General features: G+C 65.3%; 20 protein-coding genes and 2 pseudogenes. 10 read left to right on the top strand and 12 right to left on the bottom strand.

What is annotated here, in order from left to right; genetic code table 11:
- Nucleotides 1-37: 37 nt before the first annotated feature.
- From DWA33_RS10250 to DWA33_RS25685, 4 genes and pseudogenes are all read right to left on the bottom strand, one after another.
- Complete coding sequence (locus tag DWA33_RS10250) at nt 38-1,591, bottom strand: ABC transporter substrate-binding protein (protein ID WP_114357988.1); 1,554 nt, start codon at nt 1,589-1,591, stop codon at nt 38-40.
- Nucleotides 1,582-2,631, bottom strand: a complete 1,050-nt coding sequence (locus DWA33_RS10245; protein ID WP_114357987.1) for an ABC transporter ATP-binding protein — start codon at nt 2,629-2,631, stop codon at nt 1,582-1,584. Before DWA33_RS10245 ends, DWA33_RS10250 begins: the two co-directional genes overlap by 10 nt.
- On the bottom strand, nt 2,628-2,933 hold the full coding sequence (locus DWA33_RS25690; RefSeq protein WP_430707875.1) for an oligopeptide/dipeptide ABC transporter ATP-binding protein: 306 nt from the start codon (nt 2,931-2,933) through the stop codon (nt 2,628-2,630). Before DWA33_RS25690 ends, DWA33_RS10245 begins: the two co-directional genes overlap by 4 nt.
- Nucleotides 2,934-2,972: 39 nt before the next feature.
- A pseudogene (locus tag DWA33_RS25685) lies at nt 2,973-3,536 on the bottom strand (ABC transporter ATP-binding protein); the annotation flags it as partial.
- 467 nt (nt 3,537-4,003) lie between these two features.
- Here DWA33_RS25685 and DWA33_RS10235 point away from each other — a divergent pair.
- From DWA33_RS10235 to DWA33_RS25405, 6 genes and pseudogenes are all read left to right on the top strand, one after another.
- Nucleotides 4,004-4,816 (top strand): GntR family transcriptional regulator, encoded by an 813-nt coding sequence (locus DWA33_RS10235; protein ID WP_114357985.1) that lies wholly within the window; start codon nt 4,004-4,006, stop codon nt 4,814-4,816.
- A 341-nt stretch (nt 4,817-5,157) separates the two neighbouring features.
- Entirely contained in the window at nt 5,158-5,310 is a 153-nt protein-coding gene (locus DWA33_RS25160) for a hypothetical protein (protein ID WP_167443177.1), read from the top strand.
- Nucleotides 5,311-5,381: 71 nt separating this feature from the next.
- Complete coding sequence (locus tag DWA33_RS10230) at nt 5,382-5,573, top strand: hypothetical protein (protein WP_110784744.1); 192 nt, start codon at nt 5,382-5,384, stop codon at nt 5,571-5,573.
- A gap of 245 nt (nt 5,574-5,818) precedes the next feature.
- Entirely contained in the window at nt 5,819-6,604 is a 786-nt protein-coding gene (locus DWA33_RS10225) for a MetQ/NlpA family ABC transporter substrate-binding protein (protein ID WP_114357984.1), read from the top strand.
- A gap of 89 nt (nt 6,605-6,693) precedes the next feature.
- Complete coding sequence (locus DWA33_RS25410; protein ID WP_244601251.1) at nt 6,694-7,131, top strand: phenylacetate--CoA ligase family protein; 438 nt, start codon at nt 6,694-6,696, stop codon at nt 7,129-7,131.
- A pseudogene (locus DWA33_RS25405) lies at nt 7,098-8,029 on the top strand (phenylacetate--CoA ligase family protein). Before DWA33_RS25410 ends, DWA33_RS25405 begins: the two are co-directional and overlap by 34 nt.
- Before the next feature lie 376 nt (nt 8,030-8,405).
- Here DWA33_RS25405 and DWA33_RS10215 read toward each other — a convergent pair.
- The 3 genes from DWA33_RS10215 to DWA33_RS10205 are packed head-to-tail and all read right to left on the bottom strand — an operon-like array spanning nt 8,406 to nt 10,972.
- Entirely contained in the window at nt 8,406-9,179 is a 774-nt protein-coding gene (locus tag DWA33_RS10215) for a MetQ/NlpA family ABC transporter substrate-binding protein (protein ID WP_114357983.1), read from the bottom strand.
- A 28-nt stretch (nt 9,180-9,207) separates the two neighbouring features.
- Nucleotides 9,208-9,876 carry a methionine ABC transporter permease gene (locus tag DWA33_RS10210; RefSeq protein ID WP_114357982.1) on the bottom strand — a complete coding sequence of 223 codons (669 nt, stop codon included), beginning with the start codon at nt 9,874-9,876 and terminating at the stop codon, nt 9,208-9,210.
- Nucleotides 9,866-10,972, bottom strand: coding sequence for a methionine ABC transporter ATP-binding protein (locus tag DWA33_RS10205; protein ID WP_114358086.1), 1,107 nt, complete (start codon nt 10,970-10,972; stop codon nt 9,866-9,868). The genes DWA33_RS10210 and DWA33_RS10205 overlap by 11 nt, the downstream gene beginning before the upstream one ends.
- A 414-nt stretch (nt 10,973-11,386) precedes the next feature.
- Here DWA33_RS10205 and DWA33_RS10200 point away from each other — a divergent pair, with 414 nt between their 5' ends.
- The 4 genes from DWA33_RS10200 (at nt 11,387) to DWA33_RS10185 (ending at nt 16,927) form a co-directional block, all read left to right on the top strand.
- The gene (locus tag DWA33_RS10200; protein WP_114357981.1) at nt 11,387-11,794 is read left to right on the top strand and encodes a hypothetical protein; all 408 of its coding nucleotides are present in this window, start codon (nt 11,387-11,389) and stop codon (nt 11,792-11,794) included.
- Between the two features lie 97 nt (nt 11,795-11,891).
- Nucleotides 11,892-12,287, top strand: a complete 396-nt coding sequence (locus tag DWA33_RS10195; protein WP_114358085.1) for a FixH family protein — start codon at nt 11,892-11,894, stop codon at nt 12,285-12,287.
- A 90-nt stretch (nt 12,288-12,377) separates the two neighbouring features.
- Entirely contained in the window at nt 12,378-13,772 is a 1,395-nt protein-coding gene (locus DWA33_RS10190) for an efflux RND transporter periplasmic adaptor subunit (RefSeq protein ID WP_114357980.1), read from the top strand.
- Entirely contained in the window at nt 13,769-16,927 is a 3,159-nt protein-coding gene (locus tag DWA33_RS10185; protein ID WP_114357979.1) for an efflux RND transporter permease subunit, read from the top strand. The genes DWA33_RS10190 and DWA33_RS10185 overlap by 4 nt, the downstream gene beginning before the upstream one ends.
- Before the next feature lie 26 nt (nt 16,928-16,953).
- On the opposite strand, the gene DWA33_RS10180 is transcribed toward DWA33_RS10185, so the two are convergent.
- The 5 genes from DWA33_RS10180 to DWA33_RS10160 are packed head-to-tail and all read right to left on the bottom strand — an operon-like array spanning nt 16,954 to nt 21,506.
- Nucleotides 16,954-17,964, bottom strand: a complete 1,011-nt coding sequence (locus tag DWA33_RS10180) for a branched-chain amino acid ABC transporter permease (RefSeq protein WP_114357978.1) — start codon at nt 17,962-17,964, stop codon at nt 16,954-16,956.
- Nucleotides 17,961-18,824: a branched-chain amino acid ABC transporter permease gene (locus DWA33_RS10175; protein WP_114357977.1), complete on the bottom strand. Its 864-nt coding sequence runs from the start codon at nt 18,822-18,824 to the stop codon at nt 17,961-17,963. The genes DWA33_RS10180 and DWA33_RS10175 overlap by 4 nt, the downstream gene beginning before the upstream one ends.
- 13 nt (nt 18,825-18,837) lie before the next feature.
- Entirely contained in the window at nt 18,838-19,542 is a 705-nt protein-coding gene (locus DWA33_RS10170; RefSeq protein ID WP_114357976.1) for an ABC transporter ATP-binding protein, read from the bottom strand.
- Nucleotides 19,535-20,254: an ABC transporter ATP-binding protein gene (locus tag DWA33_RS10165; RefSeq protein WP_114357975.1), complete on the bottom strand. Its 720-nt coding sequence runs from the start codon at nt 20,252-20,254 to the stop codon at nt 19,535-19,537. The genes DWA33_RS10170 and DWA33_RS10165 overlap by 8 nt, the downstream gene beginning before the upstream one ends.
- Before the next feature lie 7 nt (nt 20,255-20,261).
- Nucleotides 20,262-21,506: an ABC transporter substrate-binding protein gene (locus tag DWA33_RS10160; protein ID WP_114357974.1), complete on the bottom strand. Its 1,245-nt coding sequence runs from the start codon at nt 21,504-21,506 to the stop codon at nt 20,262-20,264.
- Nucleotides 21,507-21,700 lie beyond the last annotated feature (194 nt).

Genomic DNA, 21,700 nt, shown 5'->3' with positions numbered 1-21,700 from the left:
AGAGAAGGGCGCCGCGATCGCTCGCGGCGCCGGACGATCAGGCGAGCGAGACGTTCTCGAACTTCGGCTTGCCGAGCAGGTTCGGCTGGAAGTCCTTCACCTTCGCCGACAGCGCATCGAGCTCGTACTGGAACGCCAGCGGAGCCGACAGCGCCTGCCCCACGGTGATGCGCTGAATCTTGGCGAACACCGCAGCGCGCTCGGCGAGATCCTGGCTGGCCCGGCTCTCCTGGATCAGCTTCGACAGCTCGGGATCGGCGGTGCGGCCGGCGTTGTAGTAGGCGCCTTTGTCGAAGCCGAGCGCGTAGGTCATGCTCGGATCGGGCCGGCCGGTCCAGGCCGACACCAAGAGGTCGAACTTCTTCTCCTGGGCGAAGAACTGCGCGCTGATCTCGGCGATGGTGCCGCGGGTGAACTTCAGTCTGATGCCGACCTTGCCGAGCTGATCCTGGATGATCTCACCGCGCCGCACCGAATCCTGGTCGGTGTAGCCGCCGATCGACATTTCCAGCCCGTCCTTGTAGCCGGCTTCGGCGAGAAGCTTCTTCGCCTTCTCCGGATCGTGCGGATAGGTGCCGGCGACGTCCTTGGCGTAGGCCCAATGGGTGCTCGGGAGCGTCATCCGGGCCGGTTCGCCGAGCCCGCTCAGCGCCGCCTTGACGAAGGCGTCGCGATCGAGCGCGAAGTTGATCGCTTGACGGACCTTGACGTTGTCGAGCGGCGCGCGGGCGTAGTTGAAATACACCTGGATGCAGTACAGCGTCGGCGACGACACCATCTTGAGATCCTTGGCGCGCTCGATCACCGGCTTCAGCCGCGCCGGCAATTGAAACGTCATGTCGTTCTGGCCGGCGACCACCGAGCGCAGCGCAGTGGCGTTCTCCGGGATGATGTTGAACTCGATACCATCGAGGAACGGTCGGCCCTTGCGCCAGTAATTCTCATTGCGGGCGACGACGATAATTTCGTTGTCGTTCCAGCGCACGAATTTCCAGGGGCCGGCGCCAACCGGCTTGCGGTCGGTTTCGTTGCCGAGCGCCTTGATATTGGTCGGCGACACCATCATGCCGGCGCGGTCCGACAGGATCGCCGGCAGCGAGGTGTCGGGATTCTTCAGCTTCAGCGTCACCTGAAGCGGGCCGGTCACTTCAACAGCTTCTATGGTCAGCAGATCGGATTTGACGTTGGAACGCTGGTCGGAGCGATTGCGATCGAGGTTGAACTTGACTGCCTCGGCGTCGAGCGGCGTGCCGTCGTGAAACTTGATGCCCTCGGCAATCTCCAGCACCATGGTCTTGGGATCGGGATACGACCACTTCGCCATGCCGGGCTTCGGCTTCAACGTGTCGTAGTCCCATTCGACCAGCGTGTCGTACATGGTCCACAGGATGCTGTGATCGGAGCCGGCGCCACCGGTCGCCGGATCGAGCGACGACGGATTGGCAGGCGCAGCGACCTTGAGTATGCCGCCGGTCTTGGCGGCCAGCACTTCGCCCGGCAACCCGAGCACGCCGGCCGCGGCGGCGCCGCCGAACAGCGCCAGAACTTCGCGACGGCGTAAGGTGCGGTTTCCCAAATCGATCACGCGCATGTTGGTCCTCCCATGATTGTTGTGTTTTCTGCTTGTCGTTGATCGGGTGGCGGACCTTCCGTGGTCGCGAAATGACAGGCGACGCGGTGTCCCGACCTGACCTCGCGCCACGCCGGCGCCTCGGCGGCGCAGCGCGGCTGCACCGAGGGGCAGCGCGTGCGAAACCGGCAGCCGGACGGCGGCGCCACCGGGCTCGGAATCTCGCCTTCGAGAATGATGCGGCGATCGACCCGCAGATGCGAGGGCAATGGAATCGGCTCCGCCGACAGCAGCGCACGCGTATAAGGATGCATCGGGCGCTCGATCACGTCTTCGGCGGGCCCGAGCTCCATCAGCTTGCCAAGATAGGTGACGGCAATCCGATCGGAGATGTGCGACACCACCGAGATATCGTGTGTGATGAACACATAGGTGAGACCGAACTCGCGCTGCAGATCGGCGAACAGGTTGAGCACGTCCCCGCGGATCGAGACGTCGAGCGCCGCCACCACCTCGTCGCAGACGATCACTTTGGGACGCAGCGTCAACACCCGCGCGATGTTGACGCGCTGCTTCTGTCCGCCGGAGAGCTGATGCGGATAGCGATCGGCGGCCTCGGGAGACAGACCGACCCGCTCGATCGCCGCGATGCCGCGGCGACGGCGCGATGCCGCATCGCCCTCGCCGACGATCTCCAGCGGCTCCATCACGCTGTCGATGATGGTCATTCGCGGGTTGAGCGCGGCGTTGGGGTCCTGAAACACGATCTGGTAGTCGCGGCGGTGCCGACGAAACGCCTTGGCGCCGAGCCCAGCGGGATCGACGCCCTGATGCAGGATCTGTCCCTCGGTCGGCTTCAGCAGCGATACCAAAGCGCGGCCGAGCGTGGTCTTGCCCGACCCGGACTCGCCAATGATGCCGAAGGTCTCGCCGCTCCGGACTTCGAAATCCATGCCGTCGACCGCCTTGACGGTGTCGTGGCCGTCGCGGGTCGGAAACAGGATGCGCAGATCGCGCACCGCGATGATCTCGCTCGGAGTGGGCGAAGTTGAATCTGTCAATTCACCGCTCCCGGCAACGCCAGTTCGGCCGCGCGCCAGCAGCGAGCGCCATGGCCGGCATCGACCTCGACCATCGCCTGCTCGCGTTCGCAACCGGCCGCCGCGTGGGCGCAGCGCGCGCGAAACCGGCAGCCGGCCGGCATCGCATTCGGCGACGGCACGCGGCCGGGAATCGACGACAGCACACCGCGGCGCGCGCTGAGTCCCGGCAGCGAACGCAGCAGACCCGAGGTGTAGGGATGGCGCGGCCGCGTCAGCACGTCGTCGACCGGTGCGTCTTCGACGACCTCGCCGGCATACATCGTGATCATCCGCGTGCAGGTCTCGGCGACAACGCCGAGATCGTGGGTGATGAAAATCAGCGCGGTACCGGTCCGTTCGCTCAGCGACCGCAGCAGGTCGGTGATCTGGGCCTGGACGGTAACGTCTAGCGCCGTGGTCGGCTCGTCGGCGATCAACAGCTTCGGCTTGCAGATCAGCGCCATCGCGATCATCACGCGCTGCCGCATGCCGCCGGAGAGTTGATGCGGATACTCGTCGCAGCGCCGTTCCGGCGCCGGAATGCCGACCTCGCGCAGCGCCTCGATGGCGCGGTCACGGCCCTCGGCCCGGCTGACCGGAAAATGCACCCGATAGGCTTCGCTGATCTGATCGCCGACGGTGAACACCGGATCGAGCGCACTCATCGGCTCCTGAAAAATCATCGCGATGTCGCGGCCGCGCACCGCCCGCATCCGCCGCGGGGACAATTCCAACAGGTTGACGCCTTCGAACCTGATCTCGCCGCGGACCTGCGCGTTGTGCGCCGGCAGCAGCCGCAGCAGCGAGAGCCCGGTGACCGTCTTGCCGCAGCCACTTTCGCCGACCAACCCGACGCGTTCGCCGGGCGCGATCGAAAAGCCGACGTTGCGCGTGATCGGCAATGAACCGCTGGCCGTGGCAAACGACAGCGACAAATCGCGCACCGCCAGAAGCGGCGATCCACCGCCGCTCGGCGCGGCTGCTCCGTTCAACTCGATGGTCTGGCCAACCGACATCGCGCGCGTCAGCTCAGCACGCCGCGGACGGCGACCGCAGAGCCAGGCGCGAACCGATTCAACACGAGCGACAGCGGCGAGGCGGCGCTTACTTCAAGCCACTTCGACCCGACATCTCGGGTGCGGGTTCGCACCTGCGCGAACGTCATCGCCATATCCTCCCTTGATCCGCCGCGTCCGCGTGCGGGCCGTCGCCTGTTTCGGCTTGTCGCCGGTCCCTGACCGGCGTCGGCGGCGCCATCAAAGGACACGGTTTGTCGATTGTCAACAATCGACTGTCGCGCTACGAAGGAGCGGCAACGCGCGAGCCGCCGTCACGGAGGCGAGGAGACATCATGGCAGCGACAAACCATCGCAGGGCTGTGGGCGACGACGACGGCGCCCCGGCGGGCCGTTTCTCTCTGCGGACGCTGCCCGATCAGATCGCCGAAGAACTCGGCGCCGATATCGTCTCCGGCCGCCGCAAGGCCGGCGAGCGTCTCGTCGAGCTCGATCTGGCGCGCGACTTCGGCGTCAGTCGCGGCCCGATCCGCGAAGCGATCCGCATTCTCGAACGGCGCCGGCTGGTCGAACTGAACCCGCGGCGCGGCGCCTACGTCAAACCGCTGTCGCTGAAGTCGGTGGCCGATCTGTTCAACGTCCGCACGGCGCTGTCGATGCTCGCGGTGCGGACGATGGCGACCTCGCCGATCGAGAGCTTCGTCGAGACTCTGGCGCGGCGCTGCGACGAGCTGAATGCGGGTGTCGAGATCGACGATCCGATCGGCTTCGCGCGCACCACGACCCGCGCTGTCAGAACCATTGCGCGGGGTTCCGGCAACGAGTTGCTGGTCGAACTGCTCGCCGACCTCGCCAACCAGACGGTGTGGACCACGATCTGGAAATCGCCGCTCGACTATCAGACCCGCAAGATCCGCCGGCTCAGCGCTGACCTGATGGCGGCGACCTTGCGCTCGATCCGTCAACGCCGCCCGAATGCGGCCGAATCCCACTACCGCGAACTGCTCGAGGGCGATCGCGACCGCGCGCTCGCCTCGTTGTCGCGGATGCGCGGAGAGGCGATCGACTTCAGCGGGATCGCGGCGGCCGACGGTACCGGCATTGCGGGCGGGACAGCACGACCGTCCGGTCCCGCGGCTCAGCCCTGACCGGCACCTGCGATTCCGATCATTGCTCGCACACCGCCTCTGCCGTCGATGCCGGTCGCCTCCGGATTTCCGCCAAGCAAGCGACAGGCGCAGCGCAGCAGAAATTTCTCTCCACGCGATCGCGCAGACATCACCGCTTGCTCGTTGTCGCGATCCCGCGCCAAATCGATCTTATTTTTCCGCGAACGTTGACTTCACATCGAGGTCAGGCAGATTTGACTCGTCCGACGTCCTTCGTTGACGCGGATCGCGGGATTTGACGGAGCAGCTTGCGCCGCGGGTTTAATCGCTAAAGCGCCACGACACGGCTCGTGGGCTCCTTTGTTGACGGAGATCGGCTCATGAACGCCAACATCTCGATCATTGCTGAACGACCTGCCACGCATCGCCGCACCACCACTGCATTGCGCGCGACCGCGCCGGCCCGGACGGCCACCCGGCTCTCTCCTCCCCGCTCCGGCCTCTGTTGTCGCTGTCGAATGATCCTCGGCTGACGCCGACACCGTTTCGACACCACCGACATCATCAGAGATCAGAAGGCGCTGGCTTTGCCAGTGGGAGAGTCATGTCCGACGCTTACGTCATTGAAGTTCACGCCCGCACCGCCGGCATCGTCGTCCGGGACGGACGCAAGTTCTGCTTCTTCGCGGCCCATCACGACTTCAACAGTCTGGAGCGACAGTCGTTCGGTTCGCTGGTCGCCGCCCAGAAGGCCGCGACCCGCTGCGCGAAAGATGTCCGCCCGCGGCTGCAGTAACCAGCAGCGGCACCGCGTCCCGCCACCCAAACGGCGCCCAAGCCACCTTCGCGTCGCGCGCAGCGCGAAGGCGCGGCGGGCATCGCGGGCCGCACACGCAACACGAATCTTCTGCGACGACGGCAGATCGGGAAATCCCGATCTCGCCCCGTCACGGATTTCGAAATGGCCGCTGGTTCGGGCGGCCGGTAGTTTCCCCGCAAACCACGACCACCAAGATGGTCACGTATCGAGGTTGAATTCCCATGGCACGTAAACTCGTTTTCGCCGCGGCAGCTTTCGCCGCACTCACCGCCGCGGCTCCGGCCTTCGGCACCGAAGTGGTCCGGATCGGCACCACCGCCGGTCCCTACGCCGAGATCCTGCGCTATGCCGGCGATCTCGCCGCCAAGCAGGGCATCGAGGTGAAGATCACCGAATTCACCGACTACACCGTGCCGAATGCGGCCCTGGCGCAGGACGATCTCGACATCAACAACTTCCAGCACCAGCCCTATCTCGACAACCAGGTGGCGCAACGTGGCTACGACATCGTGTCGATCGCCAAGAGCATCATCGTGCCGATCGGACTCTACTCGAACAAGGTCAAGACGCTGAGCGACATCAAGGACGGCGCCAGCGCAGCGATCCCGAACGATCCTTCCAACGGCGCCCGCGCGCTGCAACTGTTCGAAAAAGCCGGTCTGATCAAGCTGAAGCCTGGCATCGGCATCAAGGCGACGATCGCCGATATCGCCGACAACCCGAAGAAGCTCAAGATCGTCGAGCTCGACGCTGCGCAACTGCCGCGCTCGCTGAACGACCTCGATTTCTCGGCGGTCAATCTCAACTACGCGCTCAGCGCCGGGCTCGACCCGAAGAGCGCGCTGCTGCTCGAAGGCGCCGACACCAACTGGAACCTGGTGTTCGCGGTCCGCGCCAAGAACAAGGACAACGCGACGCTGAAGAAGTTCGTCGAGATCTATCGCTCGCCGGAGGTCAAGGTCTTCACCGAGAAACGCTTCAACGGCACCATTCTCACCACCTGGTGAGCCCGGCCGCCGCCTCGATCGTCCCTCATCCTTGCATCGAGAGCACGACCGGCCCTGCGGCCGGTCGTCCGCATTCAGGACCACCGCACATGACTACGACTTCCGACGAGCGTCCGTATTGGGACGCCAAGCTCGAAACCCAATCGCGCGCCGACTGGGACGCGCTGAAACTGTCGCTGCTGCAAAAGCACGTCGCCCACGCCACTGCGGGCTCGCCGGCCTATCGCGCCGCGTTCGACGCCGCGAAGGTTTCGCCCGACCAGATCAAATCGCTCGACGACATCCGCCGCTTTCCGTTCATCGACAAGCGCAGCTTGCGTGACCGCCAGCTCGCGGTGCCGCCGTTCGGCGACCTCGTCGCCGTGCCGGAGCGTGACATCGTCTATATCTCCGCGTCGTCCGGCTCGACCGGCGTCCCGACCGCCTCGCCGTTCACGCAATCGGACTTCGACGGCTGGATCGATATGAGGCGCGGCAGTTCTGGTCGTCCGGAATGCGGCCAAGCGATCGCTACGTACATTCGCTGAACTTCTCGCTGTTCATCGGCGGGCCGTGCGTGCTCGGCGCGCAGAAGCTCGGCGCGCTGACGATCCACGCCGGCACGATTCCATCCGACCGGCTGCTGCAGATCCTGCGCCAATTCCACGCCACGGTGATCTGGACCACGCCGTCTTACGCCTGGTACTTGGGCGAGACCGCCATCAAGGAAGGTTACGACCTGCGCAAGGATCTGGCCGTCCGCCGGATCTTCGTCGCCGGCGAGCCCGGCGGCTCGATTCCCGAAACCCGCAACCGGATCGAGCAACTATGGGGGGCGTCCGTTTACGACTACTACGGCCTGTCCGACATCTTCGGCTCCTGCGCCGGAATGTGCGAGGAGAAGGACGGGCTGCACTGGGCCGAGGATCACATCCTGGTCGAAGTGATCGATCCCGACAGCGGCGAACCGGTGAAGGCGGGGGACCGCGGCGAAATGGTGCTGACCACGCTGCAGAAGACCGCGCGGCCGATGATCCGGTTCCGCACCGGCGACATCGTCAGCTTCAATCCGGAGCCGTGCCGCTGCGGCCGCACCGCGATCCGCCTCAACGGCGTCCACGGCCGGCGCGACGACATGCTGATCATCAAGGGCGTCAACCTGTTCCCGAGTGACGTCGAGGCGGTGGCGCGGCAGGATCACGAGCTGACCGGCGAATATCGGCTGGTGGTCGATCGGATCAATCACCTCGATCGCCTCACCGTCGAAGTGAAGCACATCCACGGCTACAACGGCGAGCCCCATGCGCTCGCCGACCGGTTCGAACGCAGCTCAAGGCCATCACCGGCGTCTCGGCCGCGGTCACGGTGCTGAAGCCCGACACCCTGCCCCGCGCCACTCACAAGGCCAAACGGGTCGAGGATCGACGCAGCGGGGTGTGGAGCTGACGAAGAGGTCTGAGGACCAGGCGGCGGAGCCTCAACGTTCCGCCGCACCTCTCCGCATCGTCATTGCGAGGAGGCGAAGTCGACGAAGCAATCCAGCTCCGCGCACGAGGCTTTGTGGATTGCTTCGCTGCGCTTGCAATGACGGGAATGGGCGTTTGGTAACAAGCGATACCGCGACGCGCCTTAACGGTTCAATGTTCGCTGTCGAGCTGCTGAGTATGCCTCACCCTCTACCGTCGTCGCCCGCGAAGGCGGGCGACCCAGTATCCCAGAGCGTTGCCATTGAGGCGCCCTGCGTCAGTCACTGAAGCACTGCAATACTAGATCCCCCGCATGCGCGGGGGATGACGTTTGTGGTTGCGTGAAAGGTGCGCCTTCACCACGCCGGGATATACGTCCCCTTGAATCGCGTCTCGACGAACTGCTTGACCGGGTCCGAGTGATAGGCGTCGATCAGTTGCTTGACCCAGGGCTTGTCCTTGTCTTCCTCGCGCACCGCGATGATGTTGACCCAGGGGCCCTCGACATTCTCACGGGCGAGCGCGTCCTTGGACGGATCGAGGCCGGCCTGCACCGCGTAGTTGTTGTTGATCGACACCAGATCGACGTCCTGCAGCGACCGCGGCAGCTGCGCGGCGTCGAGTTCGACGAATTTCAGCTTCTTCGGGTTGTCGATGATGTCGGCGACCGTCGCGGTGGCGCCGACGCCGTCCTTCAGCTTGATCAGGCCGTGCAGCGCCAGGATCTGCAGGCCGCGCGCGCCGTTGGACGGATCGTTGGCGATCGCCACGGTGGCGCCCGGCTTCAGATCGGCGAGCGCCTTGACCTTGACCGAATACACGCCCTGCGGCGACGCGATGGTGTTGGCGACCTTGACGATGGTCCAGCCGGTCTTGGCGAGCTGCGCCTTCAGATACGGCTCGTGCTGAAACGAATTGGCCTCGAGTTCCTTCTGCGCCAGCGCCTGGTTCGGCACCACGTAGTCGGTGAACTCGACAGGCTTGATGTCGAGGCCGCGCTCGGCGGCGACCTTCTTGACCACGTCGAGGATCTCGGCGTGCGGGCCGGCGGTGACGCCGACCCGGATGGTCTCGGCATGGGCGGCGCCGGCGAAGGCCAACGCGATCAGGGAAACGGCAAGACGGCGCATCGGATACTCCTGGTCTGAACAGCGAAAATCAGTGACGGCGGATGCGGCGCTTATCGAGCTTGCGCGCCAGGGTGTCGCCGAGCGTCTGCACGCCCTGCACCAGCGCGATCAGCACCAGCACCACGGTCAGCATCACCTCCGGCATGAAGCGCTGATAGCCGTAGCGGATGCCGAGGTCGCCGAGGCCACCGCCGCCGACCGCGCCGACCATCGCCGAATAGCCGAGCAGGCTGACGAGCGTGAGGGTCAGCGCCATCGTCACTGCCGGCATCGCTTCGGGCAGCAGCACCTTGCGCACGATCTGCAGCGGGCTGGCGCCGAACGCACGCGCGGCTTCGATCAGGCCGTGGTCGACCTCGCGGATCGCCGCCTCGATGACGCGGGCGATGAACGGGATCGCCGCAATCGTCAGCGGCACGGTCGCCGCCGCGGTGCCGATCGAGGTTCCGGCGATCAGCCGGGTCAGCGGCACGATCGCCACAACCAGGATGATGAACGGCGTCGAGCGCGTCGCGTTGACGACGACGCCGATCAGGCGATTGGCGACCGGCGCGGCGAACAGCTCGCCGGGCTGAGAAGTGGCGAGGAAGATGCCGAGCGGCAGGCCGATCAGCGTGCCGAACAGACCCGCCAGCCCGACCATGTAGAGGGTGTCGAGCGTCGACGACGCAATCATGCGAATGAGTTCAGGCGACATAGCCGAGCTGCTCCACCAGATTGTTGCCGGCCGACAGTTGCGCGATCACCTGGCGCAGCACCTCGGGCGCGGCGTCGAGCGTCACAATCAGCGTGCCGAACGGATGGCCGGCGATCATCTCGACCTGCCCCGACAGAATGTTGAGATCGACGCCGACGCCGCGCGACACCCGCGACAGCAGCGGCTGGCTGGCGTCGCTGCCCTTGAAGGTGATGCGCAGCACCGCACTTCCGCCCGGCGGCTGCTGCGGCTGTAGTTTTTCCAAGAGCCAGTCCGGCGCGCCGCTGCCGGTCACCGACGAGACGAAACGCCGCGTCACCTCGTGGCGCGGAGTGGCGAACACATCGAAGGTCGCGCCGTCCTCGACGATGCGGCCGCCTTCGATCACCGCGACGCGGTCGGCCAGCGCCTTCACCACCGCCATCTCGTGGGTGATGAACAGGATGGTGAGATGCAGATCGCGATTGATCTGCTTCAACAGCTCGAGAATTTGGTCGGTGGTTTCCGGATCGAGCGCGGACGTCGCTTCGTCCGACAGCAGCACCGAGGGTTCGGTCGCGAGCGCGCGGGCAATGCCGACGCGCTGCTTCTGGCCGCCGGACAGCTCCGCCGGATAACGGTCGCGCTTGTCGGCGAGCCCGACCATGTCGAGCAGCGGCAGCACGCGCTTTTCGATCTCGGCTTTGGGCGTGCCGGCGATCTCGAGCGGCAGTGCGACGTTGCCGAACGCGGTGCGCGACGACAGCAGATTGAAATGCTGAAACACCATGCCGATCGAGCGCCGCGCGGTGCGCAGATCGCGCTCGGACAGCGCGGTGATCTCGACGCCGTTGATGACGACGCGGCCGCTCGACGGCTTGTCGAGGCCGTTGATCAGCCGGATCAGCGTCGACTTGCCGGCGCCGCTGCGGCCGATCACGCCGAGGATCGAGCCCTTCGGCACGGTCAGGCTGATGTCGTCCAGGGCGACCACTTCCGTGCTGCTCTTGCGCGCCGGATACACCTTGCGGACGCGATCAATCAGGATCCCGGTCGTGGGCTGTGACGACACAAAGGCGGGGCGCTCTCCCGCAGGCGGTTGCCAGGGAGCATTCATGATCGGCTCGTTCATCGATTCCAGGTGGCCGCCCTCGTGGCGGCGTTCCCTATCGACTACCGGGCGAAGTTGCGCCTCGCAATGCCCGGAGAATAAAAACAACGCAGGCAGCGTCAAAGCGACGAACTCTGACGGTCTTTGACGCGAAATGCGGAGTAAAAGGAAAAATCCTTCTCATGCCATCGACGTCACGACATCCTCGCGAAACCGAGACGAGAGACTCTCGTTGTTGTGACAATCGCAATGCGGCGCCATCCACCTTGCCATCAAATACCCGGCAGGGGTATAAGGGACGACAAGGTCGACTTGCAGCCGGCAAAGCCGAATACGACTTCGATCTTGACCTGTGACAAGTCGCACGACCATGGTGCTGCTATCGAATTGATAGATAGCTCGCGACGAACTGAAAGCGGAATGCGACTGTTCCGGACGATCTTGGCGCTGATGATCGCGTTGTCGCTGGCGGCTTTGCCGGTCGGCTCGGCGTCGGCCGTCATGCTGCCTACCGGACCGGCGGAAGCCGCGCAGCACCTCCAACACCATGAGCATCACGTCAGCGCCCACGCTGACCACGTCACCGCCGCCCTCGAATCTTGCCACGGCATCCCCGCCGATGCGGCGCCAGCAACGCCGTCCCTGCCGCAACATCCGGCCAAATGCCCCCTCGGGTTCTGCTGCGTCGGCGCCTCGGTCGGTTTCTCGCCGGCTCCTTCTGTGCCGGTGAAGTTCATCGCCCAGCCCGCCGGCACGGTTTTCCCGCCGGCCGACCTGTTCGTGCCGGACCACGCCGGCAGCCCGCCGTTCCGACCTCCTCGCATCTGATCTCCTGCTGACGAACCGCGCGGGCACGTCGCCCGCGCCGCTAGCTGCTGCGTGCCGTCAGGCCGCGGCACGAGATCAGACACGTTTGGAGATCATGATGACTGCGAAATTAAGCACCGCAGCGGCCGTCGCCGCCGCGCTCACCCTGTTTGCGACCGCCGCGATCGCCGGTGCGGGTGACTACGCGTTCGAGGCCACTAAGGCCGAAATCAAGAAAGGCGACGACGTCACCGTCAGCATTCGCCTGACCCACAAGACCACCGGCAAACCGGTGGAAGGCGCGGTGATCTTCAAGACCCGCGTCGACATGGCGCCGGACAACATGGCCGACATGGTGTCGCCAGTGACGGCGCTGCCGTCGCCCGAGCCCGGCGTGTACGCCTTCAAGACCGACCTGCCGATGGCGGGCCGCTACCTGATCACGCTGTCGGCGAAGGTCCAAGGCGAGCCCGAAACCGTCACCGGAAAGGTGATCGTCAAGGCGTTCAAGTAGGCGCAAGCGGCGCCGCATGCCGCGGCGCCGCCGTCTTTCACTTCTCCCGACAATCGAACTGCGCCCTCGCGGCGCGCGACGGTGCACGTCATGGCTACACTGCGCTCACCATTCCTGCTGCTTCTGATCGGACTCTGTCTCGCTGCGCCTGCCGCGGCTGACGAGCGGTCGCCGTTGTACTACCGCGATCCATCCGGCGCGCCGCGCTGGTCGGCTGTACCGAAGACCGACGCCCAAGGTCACGCTTTTCTGCCGGTCTACGAAGCGGACGAGCCCTCGACGCAGCCGGCGCCGAAGCCTGTGCCCGATCCGAGTCGCAAGATCCTGTACTACCGCAATCCGATGGGGCTGCCCGACATCTCCAAGGTGCCGAAGAAAGACTCGATGGGGATGGACTACGTCCCGGTTTATGAGGGCGAGGACAGCACCGACGGCACGGTGAAACTCTCTCCGGGCAAGATCCAGCGTAGCGGCGTCAAATCCGAGCCGGCCGAGCGCCGCGCCCTCCATGTGCTGGTGAAGGCGCCGGGCGTGATCCAGCTCGACGAGCGCCGCGTCTCGGTGATCGCGATGCGCAGCGAGAGCTTCGTCGAGAAGATCGCCGACGTCACCACCGGCAGCTTCGTCAAAGCCGGGCAGCCACTGATGCAGATCTACAGCTCGGCGATCAGCTCGGCCGCCGCCGAATATCTGTCGACCATCAACTCGAAGACCACCGGCACGATCGAAGCATTCGGCCGCGGCTCCCGGCAGCGGCTGGTTAATCTCGACGTGCCCGAGGAAACCATCGCCGAGATGGATCGAACGCGGACCGCGCCTGTGCGCGTGCAGTGGCGTGCGCCGCGTGACGGCATCGTGCTGGAACGCAACGCCACCGAGGGCATGCGCGCCAATGTCGGCGATGTGCTGTTTCGGATCGCCGACATCTCGACGGTGTGGGCGCTGGTCGACGTCGCTGAACGCGATCTCGGCTCTCTCTCTGTCGGCCAGAAGGTGACGATCCGGGCGCGCGCCTTCCCGGATCGCGCGCTGTCCGGAACGATTGCGGTGATCTATCCGCAGGTCAATCGCGACACCCGCACCACCCGGCTGCGGGTCGAGCTCGCCAATCCCGACCTGAAGCTGCTGCCGGACATGTATGTCGATGCCGAGATCGACGTCGGCGGCGACGCGCCGGTGCTGACGATTCCGACCTCGGCGGTGCTCGACAGCGGCAGTCGTCGCATCGTGCTGATCGACAAGGGTGATGGCCGGTTCGAGCCGCGCGCCGTGACGCTCGGACGACGCGGCGACGGCATCGTCGAGATCAAACATGGGGTCGACGAAGGCGAAGCGGTGGTCACCTCGGCCAACTTCCTGATCGATGCCGAGAGCAACCTGAAGGCGGCGCTGAAGGGGTTTGCCGAAGCGGCGGACGCGCCTGCCGCCGAGCCCTCCGCGTCGTCCCACAGCCATTCACATGATCACACCGGAGCCCAGCAATGATTGCCCGCATCATCTCCTGGTCGGCGCGTAATCTGCTGCTGGTGCTGTTCGGCACCGGCTTTGCGGCAGCCGCAGGCCTCTACGCCCTGCTGCATCTGCCGCTCGACGCTATTCCGGATCTCTCCGACACTCAGGTCGTCGTCTACACCGAATATCCCGGACAAGCGCCGCAGGTGATCGAGGATCAGGTCACCTATCCGCTGACCACAGCGATGCTGACCGTGCCGAAGTCGAAGGTGGTACGCGGCTTCTCGTTCTTCGGCGTGTCGTTCGTCTACGTCATCTTCGAGGACGGAACCGACATCTATTGGGCGCGCTCGCGGGTGCTGGAATTCCTCAACGGCGCTGCCTCCCGCCTGCCGACGGGTGTCGCGCCGAGCATCGGCCCGGACGCCACCGGCGTCGGCTGGGTCTATCAATATGCGGTGATGTCGAAGCAGCTGAACCTCGCCGACACCCGCGCGATCCAGGACTGGAATCTGCGGTTTGCGCTCGCCAAGGCCGAAGGCGTCGCCGAGGTCGCGAGCATCGGAGGCTTCGTCAAGCAGTACAACGTGGTGCTCGATCCGCAGCGAATGCGCGACCGCGGCATCACGATGGCGCGGATGCGCGAGGCGATCCGCGCCTCCAACGCCGACGTCGGCGGCCGCACCGTCGAACTGTCGGAGTTCGAATACGTCATCCGTGGCAAGGGCTACATCAAGGACATCAACGACCTCGGCAACATCGTGCTGAAGGCCAGCGGCGGAACGCCGGTGCTGCTGAAGGACGTCGCGCGGGTCGAACTCGGCCCGGACGAACGGCGCGGCGTCGCCGAGCTCAACGGCGAAGGCGAAGTCGCCAGCGGCATCGTGCTGCAGCGCTTCGGCGTCAACGCGCTCGACGTGATCGAACACGTCAAGAAGCGCTTTCAGGAGATCGCCAGCAGCCTGCCGAAATCGGTCGAGATCGTGCCGGTGTATGACCGCTCGACGCTGATCTACAGCGCGATCGACACCTTGAAGCACACGCTGCTGGAAGAGAGCCTGGTGGTGGCCGCAGTGTGCATCGTGTTTCTGCTCCACGTCCGCAGCGCGTTGGTGGCGATCCTGATGTTGCCGATCGGCGTGCTGATGGCGTTCGCGGCGATGAAGCTGCTCGGCCTCGGCTCCAACATCATGAGCCTCGGCGGCATCGCGATCGCGATCGGCGCCATGGTCGACGCCGCGATCGTGATGATCGAGAACGCCCACAAGCACCTCGAACGCGCCGAGCCGGGCAAATCGCGAGTCACCATCCTGATCGAGGCCGCATCCGAGGTCGGGCCGGCGCTGTTCTTCAGCCTGCTGATCATCACCGTGTCGTTCCTGCCGATCTTCACGCTGGAATCGCAGGAGGGGCGGCTGTTCGGGCCGCTCGCCTTCACCAAGACGTTCGCGATGGCGGCGGCGGCGCTGCTGTCGGTGACGCTGGTGCCGGCGCTGATGGTGATCTTCGTCCGCGGCAGGATCGTCCCGGAACACCGCAACATCATCAATCGAGCGTTGATCTGGATCTATCGTCCGGTGATCCGCGGTGTGCTGCGCGCCAAGACGCTGGTGATCGTGCTGGCGCTGGTGGTGCTCGGCATCTCGATCTGGCCGGCACGCCAGCTCGGCACCGAGTTCATGCCGTCGCTCGACGAAGGCACGCTGCTCTATATGCCGACCACCCTGCCCGGCCTGTCGATCACCAAGGCCGCCGAGCTGCTGCAGATCCAGGACCGCATCATCCGCGGCTTTCCCGAGGTTGCCTCGGTCTACGGCAAGGCCGGCCGCGCATCGACGGCGACCGATCCGGCGCCGACCGAAATGTTCGAAACGGTGATCAATCTCAAACCGAAAACGGAATGGCGCCCCGGCCTGACCACCGACAAGCTGATTGCCGAGATGGACAAGGCTCTGCAATTCCCCGGCGTCTCCAATGCCTGGACGATGCCGATCAAGGCGCGGATCGACATGCTGTCGACAGGCATCCGCACTCCGGTCGGCGTCAAGGTGATGGGCACTGACCTTGCCGAGATCGACCGCCTCGCCAAGCAGGTCGAGCAGGTGCTCAAGACCGTGCCCGGCACCTCCTCGGCCTATGCCGAACGCACCATCGGCGGCTACTATCTGGAGATCGTTCCGGATCGACCGGCTCTGGCGCGCTATGGGCTGGCGGTCCAGGACGCGCAGGACACCATCGCCACCGCGCTCGGCGGCCAAACCGTGACCACCACCGTCGAAGGCCGCCAGCGCTTTACCGTCAACATGCGCTATCCGCGCGAGCTGCGCGACGATCCGCAAGGAATCGCCCGCGACGTGCTGGTGCCGCTGCCGGCCGGCGGCGCCGTGCCACTCGGCGAGGTGGCAACAGTGCAGCCGGCGCGCGGCCCGACCGCGATCCGCACCGAGAACGGCCAGCTCGCGACCTACATCTATGTCGATATTCGCGACCGCGACCTCGGCGGCTACGTCGCAGATGCCAAGCAGGCGGTGCAGGACGGCGTCAGCTTCCCGCCCGGCACCTATGTGACCTGGAGCGGACAGTACGAGTATCTAGAACGTGCCACCGCACGGCTGAAGATCGTGGTGCCGGTCACGCTCACGATCATCTTCCTGTTGCTGTACCTGAACTTCCGCTCGCTGACCGAGACGCTGATCGTGATGCTGTCGCTGCCGTTCGCACTGGTGGGCGGACTTTGGCTGATGTGGGGGCTCTGCTTCGACCTCTCAGTGGCGGTGGCGGTCGGCTTCATCGCGCTGGCCGGCGTCGCCGCCGAGACCGGCGTCGTGATGCTGATCTATCTCGATCACGCGCTCGCCGCCGCCAAGGCGAAATGCCTCGCCGAGGGCCGGAGCCTGACGCAGCGCGATCTGCAGGGTGCGATCATGGAGGGCGCGGTCGAGCGCGTCCGACCGAAGATGATGACCGTGGTGGCGATCATGGCCGGCCTGCTGCCGATCCTGTGGAGCAGCGGCACGGGATCGGAGATCATGCAGCGGATCGCGGTGCCGATGATCGGCGGCATGGTGTCGTCGACGCTGCTGACACTGATCGTGATCCCGGCGATCTACGGGCTCATCGAAGGCTTCAAACTGAACCGCGCCGCGAGCCGTCGCACGACGGCAGCCGCGCTGCTGCCGGGAGAATAATCTCCCGGCCCGCAGTCTCTATGGCTTTACGACACAGACGCCGGCCGCGGCTCGGGGCCGCGGCGGCGCAGGCCGCGCCAAGCCCGCTCGGCGAGCGGCAACAGTCCGCGCGGAGTGGCGAGGATCACCACGATGACGACGACGCCGTAGATGAAGTAGTGCAGCCCCGGCACCGCACCACCGAGCTGGCCGCGCAGCACCTCGCCGAGCGGCACCAGCAGCAGTGCGCCCAGCGCCGGACCGAAAGCGCGGCCGAGCCCCCCGACGGTGGCGAACAGCACGATCTCGATGGTGATCACCGGCGTCGCCAGCAGATATGGATCGGCGAAGGTCAGATAGCGGACATAGCAGGTGCCGACGATCGACGTGAGCACCGCCGAAATCGTCATCGCGGTGATCTTGTGGCGCAGCACGTTGACGCCGATCGCCTGCGCGGCCTTCTCGTTATCGCGGATCGTGCGCAAATAGTAGCCGAGCGGCGCGTTGAGGATTGCGACGTTGACCAGCACGATGATCGCCGCCAGCCCGAGCATCACCCAGAACGCACCGTGGCCGCCACCGAACTGGAACGCCAGCAGGTCGCCGGTATCACGCGGAAGCAGCAGGCCGGAGGCGCCGCCGAGGAATTCCCAGCCCTCGACAATGATCGCCCCCATCTCGGCAAACGCCAGCGTGATAAGCACGAACGACAAATGGCCGAGTTGAAACCGGAAGTCGATCCAGGCGATCATCGCGCCGAGCGCGCCGGCGATCGCGGCCGAGATCACCAGCCCGGCCCACATGTTGATGCCGAGCTTGACCTGCAGCGCCGCCGCCAGCATTGCGCCGGTGCCGATGAACAGGCTGTGCGCCAGCGAGACCTGGCCGGCCATGCCGCCGACGATGTTCCAGGCCGACGCCAGCGCCACATAGACCAGCGCCAGGGTGAGAAGGTGCAGATGATAGCTGTTCAGCAGGAGCGGCAGGCAGGCCGCGACAACCAGGACGCCCCACAACCACGGTGACGCCAGGGTCTGATAGAAGCCCTTACCGATCATGACGTCCTCCAGGTCAGGCCTTGTGGCCGGAACAGCATGATCACGACGAAGATCACGTAGGGCACCAGCCGGCCGAGCGTATCCGACACGTAGATCTGACCGAACGCTTCGGAGATGCCGATCACCAGGCCGCTGAGCATGATGCTGACGAAATTGGTCATGCCGCCGAGCACCACGACCAGCAGCGTGATCACGGTATATTGCAGGCCCTGGGTCGGAGTGATCGGCGTGCCCGGCAGCAGCAGCGCCGCGGCGACAGCGAGGATCGCGACGCCGATCGCGAAGGTGACGACTTGAACCCGGCCGACGTCGACGCCCATCAGCGCCGCGGCGCGGGCATTCTGGTGAACCGCGCGGATCGAGCGGCCGAAATCGGTCGAGCGCAGCATCACGTACAGCCCGATCGCCATCGCGAACGCGACCACGAAGGCGATCAGATGCGGCAGCCGCAGCACGACGTCGCCGAGGATGATCAGCTTGGATTCGACGATCGACGGCGTGCGCGCCGGCTGGCCGCCGAACACCATCAGGATGCCGTTCTGCAGCACCAGGCTGAGACCCAGCGTGAGCTGCACGATCATCAGGAACTGATGCCCGGCCATCGGCCGTAACAGGTAGCGATAGACCAGCCCTCCGATCAGCGCCATCACCGGGATGGTGATCACCGCGGAGACGTAAGGATCGAGCGCGAAGGCGGAGAACAGCGCCAGCGACATGAACATCGCCAGCGAGATGAAATCGCCGTGGGCGAAGTTGACGATGCCGGACACGCCGTACACCAGCCCCATGCCCAGCGCGAGCAGCCCGTAGGTGCTTCCGATCAGAACGCCTTGCGCCAAGGCCTGCCAAAATTCGCTCACTTGCCGTCTCCGTTCACAGACCTAGATAAGCCTGCCGCGTGCGCGGATCGCTTCTGACCAAATCGGCCTCGCCCTCGACCGCGACATGGCCGCGCTCGAGCACGTAGCAGCGCTGCGCATGCCGCAGCGTCAGATTGAGGTTCTGCTCGACCAGCAGCATGGTCAGCCCGCTCTTGTGCAACTGGTCGATGATTTCGAAGATGTATTGCACGAACAACGGCGACAGGCCGAGGGACGGCTCGTCCAGCATCAGGATGCGCGCTTCCGCCATCAGCCCGCGGCCGATCGCCAGCATCTGCTGCTCGCCGCCGGACAGCGTGCCGGCGGCCTGCGTCAGCCGCTCCTTCAGCCGCGGAAACAGCTCTAGCACTTTATCCATCTGCGCCGGCCGATGCGGCCGAGCGCGATCGCAGAACCCGCCGAGCAGCAGGTTCTCGCGGATGCTCATCTCCGGGAACACCAGCCGCCCTTCCGGCACCTGGATGATGCCGAGCTCGACGCGTTCGCGCGCGGTGGCGCGGGTGACGTCCTGGCCGTCGAACACGATGCGGCCGGACATCGGCTGCACGATCCCCGACAGGCAGTTGATCAGCGTCGTCTTGCCGGCATTGTTGGCGCCGAGCAGGCCGACGATCTCGCCGGCCGCGAGCCGCACCGAGACGTCGCGCAGGATTGGCGAGCCGCCGTAGCCTGCGACCAGACCTTCGACCTCAAGCATCGAGATGCTCTCCGAAGTAAGCGTCGATCACCTTGCGGTCCTTGATGATCTCGTCCGGTGTGCCCTCGGCGATCTTCTCGCCGAAATTGATCACCACCATCCGGGTCGCCATCCGCATGATCACCGGCATCACGTGCTCGACCATCACGATGGTGACGCCGGAGCGGTTGAGGTCGCGGATGATTGCCATCGGCGCCTCGGTCTCGGCCATGGTCAGGCCGGCCATCACCTCGTCGAGCAGGATGCACTGCGGATCGGTCGCAACGCATTTGGCGACCTCGAGCAGCTTCTTGTCCTGCAGCGACAGCGTCGCCGGGGTTTCGTCGAGTTTGGCGCCGAGGCCGACCCGCGTGAGCACTTCGGCCGCGTAGTCGATCGCGTCGCGCAGCGGCCGTCGTGTCAACGCCGCGGTTGTGACGACGTCGAGCGTCGTCATGTCGGCGAAGGTCTGGACGATCTGGAAGCTGCGCACCAAACCGCGGCGCGTCAGCCGATCCGGCGAGATGCCGGTGATGCGCTGGCCGTCGAACCGGACGTCGCCGCTGGACGGCGGCATGAAGCCGGAGACCACGCCGAACAGCGTCGTCTTGCCGGCGCCGTTCGGGCCGATGATGCCGAGGATCTCGCCCTGCTCGACGCCGAACGAGACGTCGTTCAGCGCGAGCAGGCCGCCGAAACGCTTGCTGATGTTGTCGACTTCGAGAAGGGGCACGACCGGATCAGCTCTTGGGACGCGGAGCGGCCTGCGCGAACTCCTTCGGGAACACGACCTCCTGGCTCTGATCCGGCATCCACTGGATCATCATCGCCGAACCGTCGGTCAGCAGCCGATCCTCGGCGAACTGCAGCCCCTTGGGCTTGGCGATGTAGAGATGCGGGTCGCCGAACGGCATCTTGAAGCCCTTGAATGCCTCGAGCAACGCGTCGGGTTCGAGCGACTTGGCGTTCTCCAACACCTGCTGCAGCACGCGCGCGCCCTGAGCGTATTGAACAGCTCCCTGACCGATGCGGTCGAGCTTGGCGACGTCGCGGAGCTCGGTGATGATCTTCTGCATCGAGTCCATCTTGGCGCCGGGGCTGAATCCGGTCATGCCGAACAGGTTGCGCGTCAGCACCGCCTTGCCGATCTCCGGGCCGAGATCCTTCCACAGCGACAGGTCCGAATAGCCGCCGGTGCCGCCGACGAACAGGCTGCCCTGATAGTTGAGATTGTAGCGCGCCTGATGCATCAGAATGCCGTCGCGCGGCGTCACCAAGCCGGTGACGACGTCCGGCTTCAGCGAGCGGATGCGGATCATTGCGGAGGTCTGATCTTGCGCCTTGGTGTCGAGCGGCGCTTCGCCGATCACCTCGATGCCGCTGGCCTTCAGCTTGTCGACCAGGAACTTGTTGACCTGCTGACCGGCCTCATAGTTCGAGTAGCACATCGCCGCGGTCTTGATCGGAAACTTGTCGTTGTCGCGCAGCGACACGATGAAATCGTGCATCGACTGCGCGTATCCGCGATCATACGGGTAGCCGAGCGAGAACATGTAGTTCGACTTGGCGCCGCCGGCCCAGATCGACAGCGTCGGCACCTTCAATTCGTCGAGCACCGGCGTCAGCGCCAGCATCTGGGCACTGAGGATGGTGCCGGTGAGCAGCGGCACCTTCTCCTCGGTGATCAGGCGCCGCGCTTCGGTCGCGGTGCGCGCCGGCTGGCTGGCGTCGTCGGCCTGCAGCAATTGAATCTTGGCGCCGTCCTTGCTCTTGATGCCGCCGTTCTTGTTGATCTGGTCGATAATGTAGTCGAACGCCGGCTTGCCTTCCTGGGCGTAGGCCGACAGACCGCCGCTCATCGAATTGATCACGCCGATCTTGATCGGCGCCGGCTCTGCGCTGGCGTTGCGGACCCAGGGCGCTGCGACCGTTCCGAGCACCAGACCAGTCGCACCGATTCCGAATGAACGTCGGGAAATGGACACGGGCGTTCCTCTTTGTTGTTTGTTGTTACTGCAGCGTCGGCGGACTTATACGCGATGCCCGCCGAAAGTCACACTCAAAACTCCGGCGAACTACCAATCTGCATTGTGCCCCCGCGATTGGAGCGCGCGCTCACAACCGCATCTGACTCATCGCAATCAGAGCGAGGCTCGATCGCGACAATTTCCTGCAAACG

Origin of the sequence: Rhodopseudomonas pentothenatexigens (assembly GCF_900218015.1) — a bacterium.
GTDB classification, from domain to species: Bacteria; Pseudomonadota; Alphaproteobacteria; order Rhizobiales; family Xanthobacteraceae; genus Rhodopseudomonas; species Rhodopseudomonas pentothenatexigens.
This window is presented reverse-complemented; position numbering and strand designations above follow the sequence as displayed.

Excerpts from the sequence above, each read along its gene's own strand:
- DWA33_RS10250 (WP_114357988.1), bottom strand. The coding sequence starts at position 1,591 with ATGCGCGTGATCGATTTGGGAAACCGCACCTTACGCCGTCGCGAAGTT.
- DWA33_RS25690 (WP_430707875.1), bottom strand. The coding sequence starts at position 2,933 with ATGTATGCCGGCGAGGTCGTCGAAGACGCACCGGTCGACGACGTGCTG.
- DWA33_RS10235 (WP_114357985.1), top strand. The coding sequence starts at position 4,004 with ATGGCAGCGACAAACCATCGCAGGGCTGTGGGCGACGACGACGGCGCC.
- DWA33_RS25160 (WP_167443177.1), top strand. The coding sequence starts at position 5,158 with ATGAACGCCAACATCTCGATCATTGCTGAACGACCTGCCACGCATCGC.
- DWA33_RS10230 (WP_110784744.1), top strand. The coding sequence starts at position 5,382 with ATGTCCGACGCTTACGTCATTGAAGTTCACGCCCGCACCGCCGGCATC.
- DWA33_RS10225 (WP_114357984.1), top strand. The coding sequence starts at position 5,819 with ATGGCACGTAAACTCGTTTTCGCCGCGGCAGCTTTCGCCGCACTCACC.
- DWA33_RS25410 (WP_244601251.1), top strand. The coding sequence starts at position 6,694 with ATGACTACGACTTCCGACGAGCGTCCGTATTGGGACGCCAAGCTCGAA.
- DWA33_RS10215 (WP_114357983.1), bottom strand. The coding sequence starts at position 9,179 with ATGCGCCGTCTTGCCGTTTCCCTGATCGCGTTGGCCTTCGCCGGCGCC.
- DWA33_RS10210 (WP_114357982.1), bottom strand. The coding sequence starts at position 9,876 with ATGTCGCCTGAACTCATTCGCATGATTGCGTCGTCGACGCTCGACACC.
- DWA33_RS10205 (WP_114358086.1), bottom strand. The coding sequence starts at position 10,972 with ATGAATGCTCCCTGGCAACCGCCTGCGGGAGAGCGCCCCGCCTTTGTG.
- DWA33_RS10200 (WP_114357981.1), top strand. The coding sequence starts at position 11,387 with ATGCGACTGTTCCGGACGATCTTGGCGCTGATGATCGCGTTGTCGCTG.
- DWA33_RS10195 (WP_114358085.1), top strand. The coding sequence starts at position 11,892 with ATGACTGCGAAATTAAGCACCGCAGCGGCCGTCGCCGCCGCGCTCACC.
- DWA33_RS10190 (WP_114357980.1), top strand. The coding sequence starts at position 12,378 with ATGGCTACACTGCGCTCACCATTCCTGCTGCTTCTGATCGGACTCTGT.
- DWA33_RS10185 (WP_114357979.1), top strand. The coding sequence starts at position 13,769 with ATGATTGCCCGCATCATCTCCTGGTCGGCGCGTAATCTGCTGCTGGTG.
- DWA33_RS10180 (WP_114357978.1), bottom strand. The coding sequence starts at position 17,964 with ATGATCGGTAAGGGCTTCTATCAGACCCTGGCGTCACCGTGGTTGTGG.
- DWA33_RS10170 (WP_114357976.1), bottom strand. The coding sequence starts at position 19,542 with ATGCTTGAGGTCGAAGGTCTGGTCGCAGGCTACGGCGGCTCGCCAATC.